Raw genomic sequence first — 6,333 nt, 5'->3', positions numbered from 1 at the left:
CCAAGTGCTGGGTTTTTTTTGGGGCCCCAAGAGGGCCTTAAGAGTCCCGGCCCAGCGCCGGGATTTCTTTTTCTAGTGTTGGGACCCACTGCCAGTGTGGCCCGCAAGGGATGACTGGACGCGGATAAGCCGGTAGTGCCGCGATGCAGAAAACACCGGCAGCCCAAGCGCCCGTACCTCACATGCTTCGCGGGTGGCTTGAGGCGGAATCGACGAGACCGAAGTATCAGGGTGTCGGCGCCGATGAATCCTTTGGCGGACAGGTGGGGAGAGACCCACGCAAAGCGGGCAAGCAGCAGGTTTGCCGCCAGCCTCCCACGCTGAGCAGAGAAGGGTTCGATTCCCTCTGCCCGCTCCAATTTCGTTATGTGCTGCTCCGCACGCTTGCCCGGTCCCTCAATAGGGCCTCACCGGGCCTTTTCTTCTAGGAACCATTCATGGCCGAACCAGCAAGCACGACTGCCGGCGTCCTGCTGGTGAAGTACGGCGTGATCATTGGTGGCTTCGCGGGGGCAATTCTCTCGCTGACCTTCCTGCGCGGGCTTACCCGTGGCCAGGCGGTTGCTGCCTTCTTCACCGGATTCGCTTCAGCAGTGTTTTGCACCCCGCTTGCCATCAGCTACTTCAGCCTTGGCACGAGCGGAGAAACCCAATACGGCGTGGCCTTTCTGATAGGCCTTCTGGCAATGAACATCATCCCGGTGCTGAAGTCGCTCGTGGGTCAGTTCGGAGCCAAAGGAGCTACCTGATGAGCTCGACCCTTATTTCACTCCTGATCGGTGCCAATGCTTTCCTGAGCGTAATGGTGGTGATCGCCGCGTGCGACTACCTGCGCCGGATCAGGCCGATGGATGAGCCGCTGCTTGCGGTTGCGTTCTACCTGGTTGCCATTGGCGCGTTCGGTTCGTTCGTGCTGGCCATGAGCGGCCATGTGCCAACCCTGTATGGCGTGATCATGAATCTCGGCATCGTCCTGTATGCGGTTGCCCGGCGCGGCCATGTGTTCCAGGCGACCTAGTTGCGCAATAGATATAATTACCGAGGACCCCAGAATGAAAGAATCCCAATTCCCTGCATGGCTGTTCGGGTTCGCCGAGCACATTGCTTCTGCTCCATCGCCCCAAGAGTGGGCACGCATCAGGGAAATGCTTGGCAGGGTAGAGGCGGATGAAGCGCCTCCTGCTCCGGTGGTTAACGTTTATTGCGAGGAGCGCATGGAAGTGCGCAGCGTGCTCGGTCCGCAAACATGCCTTATGGGCGCCGGGGATCACCCTGGAAGCAATCCTCGGTAGTTTCGCGCCACAAAATCATGAAGTGCCATTTCGTGGCGCGGAGATAAATCTGTGACCACATCAAAACCGCGAATTCAAGTGCCATCTGGCGGGATTGTCACATCGGACAGTCTCTCCAACCTGGTTGCCAACATCGGCACCAACCGCGACAAGCGCACGCACAACCGCTTCGGGTTCCAGTTCGTCACTCCGTATGAGCTGGAGGCGGCCTACCAGTCCAACTGGCTGGCTCGTCGCATCGTGGATAAGCCGAACGAAGATGCCCTGCGTGAGTGGCGCACCTTCAGCGGCAAGGATGCGAAGAAGATCGCAGCCGAGGAGCGTCGCCTGGGTGTGCAGCAGAAGTACCTGGATGCCTGCTGCTGGGCTGACCTGTACGGCGGCGCGGCGATGCTGATGATCACCGGCCAGGACCTGAGCAAGCCACTCGACCTGAACAAGGTGAAGAAGGGCGGACTCAAGAACATCGTCGTGTTCGACCGCTGGGACATTCAGCCTAGCCAGTTCAACTTCACCGACCCTCTGGCGCCCAACTGGATGCTGCCCGAGGTGTACACGGTGGTGAACGGTCAGCAGCCCATTCACTACTCGCACGTCATTCGCCGCACGGGCGCACGCCTGCCGCGTCGTATGGCTCAGTTCGAGCAGGGTTGGGGTGACAGCCGCCTGCGCCGCTGCATGGAAGACCTGCGCGATGTGGTGGCCACCAAAGGGGGCATAGCCTCCTTGGTGCTTGAGGCGAACGTGGACACCATCAGCGTCAAGGGCCTGCAAGGCGCCCTGGCCAGCGCCCAGTGTGACCAGATCACCGAGCGCTACCGCATGTTCGGCATGCTCAAAGGGATCATCAACCTTGGCCTGCTGGACAGCGACCACGAGACCTACGAGCGCAAGAGCATAGCCTTCTCCGGCCTGAGCCAGATCATGGAGCAGTTCATGGTCTGGACGGCAGGCGCGGCAGAGATGCCCGTCACTGAGCTGTGGGGTCAGTCGGCCGCCGGCCTCAACTCCACTGGCGACGGCGACCTCAAGACCTACCACGGCACGATCAAGGGCAAGCAAGACGGCCAGATGCGCCGCGACCTGGAACGCCTGGATGAGGTGCTGATTCGGTCCGCCCTTGGCACCTACCCCGACGACATCGAGTTCGAGTGGAACCCGCTCTACCAGAAATCGAGCGTGGAAGAAGCCCAAGAGGATCTGGCAGACGCCCAGGCCGATGCGATCAACATCGAGAACCGCATCATCCGCCCAAGCCACGCCATGACCCGCGCGCAGGCCAAAGGTCGATACGTCATCACCGACGAGCAGATCGCCGCCCAGGTGCAGCGAGAGAAGGACGAAGACAATGGCCTTGGCTCCGATGAAAACCTCGAAGCCTTCACCCTTGGAGGCCCTGACGGCGACGACCAAGGCCCTGATGGCAAGAAAGCGCAAGCCACGGGCGCCTGATCCGGTAAAGCCAAGTGAGGGCGCAGAGCGCTTCTACCGGGGCGAGCTAAACGCCCTGGTGCGCAATATGTCGCAGCAGCTGTATGCCGTGCTGGGCCCCGAGATGGCTCGACTCAAGCCGCAATACACCGCCGACAGCCTGGCGACCCTGGATGGCTGGACTGACGAAATCCTCGCGGTAATACGCCGGGTGTCGTCTACGTTCACCACCAGCCTGTTCGATCAGCAGGCCAGGCGGGTGGCGGCCGGCACCATCAGCCGGGCTGAGGCCGACAACGCGGAAGATTTCCGCAAGTCGGTCAATCGGGCCGTGGGTGTGGACTTCGAGCTGATCACCAAGCCCAAGGGCATGGTCGACTACCTCGAAGCCTCGACCGCCGAGAACGTCAACCTGATCAAGTCCATCCCCGCCGAGTACTTCCAGCGGGTGGAGACGATCGTGCTTGGCGGCATGAAAAACGGCCTCGCTCCTACGGCCATCGCCAAGCAGATTCAGGAGCAGACCGGCGTCAGCGCCAGGCGGGCCAAGCTGATCGCCCGGGACCAGGTATCGCAGCTGAACAGCGACCTGACCCGCCAACGGCAGACGGCGGCCGGCATTGAGTTCTACCGCGTCGAGACGGCCAAGGACCAGCGCGTCTCTGGTGACCCCAGTGGCAAGTACCCCAACGCCAAGATCAGCTGCTACGGCATCGCCAAGCAGGACATCGGCTATGGCCCTGGCGTGTACAAGGTCAGCGAAGGCGCTACCTGGCGCGGCGTGACCAATCTGCACCCGGGCAAGCACCACCCGCTCTGCCGGTGCGTAGGGATATCCCTTATCCCCGGCGTGAACTACTTCCCCGACAAGAACGGGTAGCACATGAAAAAAATGACCTTGGACGAGGCCTTCAAGCCTACGTCCCGCACCCGCACGCCTGAGGGCTACCTCTGCGTGAAGGGCATCGCGGCCCGCACGGGGGTCTACCAGTACGTTTCTACTGAACTGGACCTGCCGGGCCCGGCCCGAATCGTCAACGTCTACAAGCCCCCCGAGGAGCTATTCGACCCAGAGTCGATGGCCACCTACGTCGACAAGGACGTGACCAACGACCACCCCGAAGACCTGGTCGACTCGACCACCTTCAAGGATGTCTCGGTCGGACATGTGCGAGGCGTAGAGCGTGAAGGTGATCACCTGATCGTCGACATGATCATCAAGGACCAGTCAGCCATCAACGACATCGAGTCGGGTAAGGCTGAGCTGTCGCCTGGGTATACCGCCGAGTACGTCGAAGAGGCCGGGACCGCCCCGGACGGCAAGGCGTACGAGTACACCCAGCGCACCATCCTGAACAACCACATGGCGGTTGTAGAGGCAGCACGGGCCGGAAAGGTCGCCCGTATTTTTGACCACAAACCGAAAGGTACCCCAACCATGGCGACCCGGAAGCTCTTTCTGGACTCCAATAAAACCCTCTCCGTCGTGCTGGACGAAGAGCATGCAGTGATCGTCGAGGACGGCATTGCCAAGCTCATGAAGTCCTTAGACGAAGCCAACGAACGCGCAGACAGGGCTGAAGCCACCAAGGACGAAGCCGAGGAGAAGCTGGAAGAGGCCAAGAAGGCCACCTCCGACGCTGCCATCGGCGAGCGCGTCAAGCTCACTCTCGACACCATCGCTCAGGCCCGCAAGCTCGTGAAAGGCTTCGACGCCAAAGGCCTGGTCTCCCCGCTGGAAATCAAGCGCGCCGCCCTGGCACAGCTGAAGCCCACCCGCGACTGGGCAGGCAAGTCCGAGGCCTACATCACCGCCGCATTCGACTCCGCCGAGGAGGATGCGAAAGAGACCGAGGACGAGGATGACGACGAGGACGCTCAGGCCACCAAAGACAGCCTCGCCGCCCTGGCCAAGGACATCAAGAACCATCCGAAGACTACCAACGACGGCTCCGACGCCTACAACAAGTTCCTGCGGGGTGAAAAGTAATGGCCACTGCATTTGACACTTTCAACCAGTACGCCAGCGAAGCCTTCGAGGGTCAGATTCAAGATCACTCGATGGATGACGAGATCACCTACGTCGTCGAGACCGCTCCCGTTCCATTCGGCCGAGCCCTGATCCAGGGCGTGGCTGACAAGGGCGGCCGCCTCCCTGCTGCAGCAGCTGCGTTCATCATCGGTGTGTCCGTGCGTCAGTCCATCGCTGTTGGCGGTGGCTACCTGACCGGCGACGGGAACGCCAACGGCAACGTGGTCGGATCTCGCCCAGTGGGCCAGGAGTCCACAGCACTGGCGTATGGCCGTATCTGGGTGAAGACCCTCGGTGGTTCGACCCCGAACCAGCAGGTGTACGTCGTGCCGAACACCGGCGAGTTCACCAACGCGGCTACCGCAGGCAACCTCCTGTGGCCGGGCGCGACCTTCAAGAGAATCGCTGCCGCTGGCGGCATGACCGTTATCCAAGTTCGCGGCCAAGCGCTCGCAACTCTGGTTGCTTAAGGAGAATCGAGTATGGCTCGCACCACAATGGATGCCCAGATTCAGGCCGCGCTCGGCTTTTACACTGGCCAGCTGACCTACATCGAGCAAGAGGTACTGCGTCAGCCGTACCCCGAGATCAAGTACCCAACCATCCTGGCTGTCGATACCTCGGCGCCGGATTGGACAGAAAGCGTCGGCTTCAAAACCCTCGACTTCCGCGGTAAGCCGCAGATCCTGGGCGACAAGTCGAAAGACTATCCGCTGGCAGAAATTGCTTCGGCAATGGGCGCTGTCGATGTCCACACCTTCTCGCTCGGCTACAGCTACACGCTGGCCGAACTGGGTAAGGCAATGGAGATGGAGCGCGCCCAAGGCTACGGGGCATCCATCAACTATCTGGCCGAGAAACCAGCCGGCGTGCGCATGCTGACCGAGCAGTGGCTTGATTCCACGGCGTTCGCTGGCGATCCATCGGTCCCTTCCCTCGCGCAGGGCGGCCTGATCAAGTACCCAGACGTTCCTGTTGTGTCGTCCGGAACCCTGCTCGGCGGTCCGGATATGACCATCGCGCAGATCATCGCCCAGGATGACCCCAACAAGGTATCTCAGGATCTGCTGAACCTGTTCAACAACGGGCGCCTTCGCGTCAGCATCACGCAGACCCGAAACGTCTTCCGCCCAACGCATGTCCTGCTCCCGGCGATTCAGCACGGCCAGATCGAGAGCTACCGCATCCCGAACACGTCGGACACGCTGCTGAGCTACCTGGAGCGCGTGACCAAGCTCACCTTCGAGCCGATCCTCCAATTGGCAGGCGCAGGCGCTGGCGGTACCGACCGGATGATGTTTTACACCAAGGACGCCAAGTACGCGAAATTCCACATGCCAATGCCATTCATGCTGAATGCGCCAGTGGTAAGTGCTGGCGGCCTGCAGTTCGAGTCGGCAGGCCTGGTGCGGATCGCAGGCACTGAATTGCGCGTGCCCAAATCCCACTTGTACGTCGACGGCATCTAAGGGGGTCACCATGTCTTCGAAGAAGATCTACACCAACGTCAGCGCCAACCCTGTCGTCCTCTCGGACGGCAGTTCGGTGCAGCCTGGCGAGCAGACCACCGAGGATCAG

At 61.2% G+C, this 6,333-nt stretch carries 7 protein-coding genes and 1 tRNA gene; all 8 read left to right on the top strand.

The window, feature by feature from the left end; genetic code table 11:
* The first annotated feature begins 284 nt into the window (after positions 1-284).
* Positions 285-358: transfer RNA gene (locus GYA94_RS25805), tRNA-Gly, on the top strand.
* A 79-nt stretch (positions 359-437) separates the two neighbouring features.
* A complete protein-coding gene (locus GYA94_RS25800; protein WP_016711287.1) occupies positions 438-749 on the top strand; it encodes a hypothetical protein in 312 nt (103 codons plus the stop codon).
* Positions 749-1,018 carry a hypothetical protein gene (locus GYA94_RS25795; protein ID WP_161893376.1) on the top strand — a complete coding sequence of 90 codons (270 nt, stop codon included), beginning with the start codon at positions 749-751 and terminating at the stop codon, positions 1,016-1,018. The genes GYA94_RS25800 and GYA94_RS25795 overlap by 1 nt, the downstream gene beginning before the upstream one ends.
* Before the next feature lie 325 nt (positions 1,019-1,343).
* Positions 1,344-2,744 (top strand): DUF1073 domain-containing protein, encoded by a 1,401-nt coding sequence (locus tag GYA94_RS25790; protein WP_161893375.1) that lies wholly within the window; start codon positions 1,344-1,346, stop codon positions 2,742-2,744.
* A gap of 67 nt (positions 2,745-2,811) precedes the next feature.
* A complete protein-coding gene (locus GYA94_RS25785; RefSeq protein ID WP_161893374.1) occupies positions 2,812-3,603 on the top strand; it encodes a phage minor head protein in 792 nt (263 codons plus the stop codon).
* 3 nt (positions 3,604-3,606) lie between these two features.
* Positions 3,607-4,713, top strand: a complete 1,107-nt coding sequence (locus tag GYA94_RS25780; RefSeq protein ID WP_161893373.1) for a DUF2213 domain-containing protein — start codon at positions 3,607-3,609, stop codon at positions 4,711-4,713.
* Positions 4,713-5,225, top strand: coding sequence for a structural cement protein Gp24 (locus GYA94_RS25775; protein ID WP_161893372.1), 513 nt, complete (start codon positions 4,713-4,715; stop codon positions 5,223-5,225). Before GYA94_RS25780 ends, GYA94_RS25775 begins: the two co-directional genes overlap by 1 nt.
* 12 nt (positions 5,226-5,237) lie before the next feature.
* Positions 5,238-6,224, top strand: coding sequence for a major capsid family protein (locus GYA94_RS25770; RefSeq protein WP_150060262.1), 987 nt, complete (start codon positions 5,238-5,240; stop codon positions 6,222-6,224).
* Positions 6,225-6,333: the final 109 nt, after the last annotated feature.

It is taken from the genome of Pseudomonas juntendi (assembly GCF_009932375.1).
GTDB classification, from domain to species: Bacteria; Pseudomonadota; Gammaproteobacteria; order Pseudomonadales; family Pseudomonadaceae; genus Aquipseudomonas; species Aquipseudomonas juntendi.
Note: the sequence above shows the minus strand (reverse complement) of the source record. Positions and strands in the feature narration are given on the sequence as shown.

Excerpts from the sequence above, each read along its gene's own strand:
- GYA94_RS25780 (WP_161893373.1), top strand. The coding sequence starts at position 3,607 with ATGAAAAAAATGACCTTGGACGAGGCCTTCAAGCCTACGTCCCGCACC.
- GYA94_RS25800 (WP_016711287.1), top strand. The coding sequence starts at position 438 with ATGGCCGAACCAGCAAGCACGACTGCCGGCGTCCTGCTGGTGAAGTAC.
- GYA94_RS25775 (WP_161893372.1), top strand. The coding sequence starts at position 4,713 with ATGGCCACTGCATTTGACACTTTCAACCAGTACGCCAGCGAAGCCTTC.
- GYA94_RS25770 (WP_150060262.1), top strand. The coding sequence starts at position 5,238 with ATGGCTCGCACCACAATGGATGCCCAGATTCAGGCCGCGCTCGGCTTT.
- GYA94_RS25795 (WP_161893376.1), top strand. The coding sequence starts at position 749 with ATGAGCTCGACCCTTATTTCACTCCTGATCGGTGCCAATGCTTTCCTG.
- GYA94_RS25785 (WP_161893374.1), top strand. The coding sequence starts at position 2,812 with ATGTCGCAGCAGCTGTATGCCGTGCTGGGCCCCGAGATGGCTCGACTC.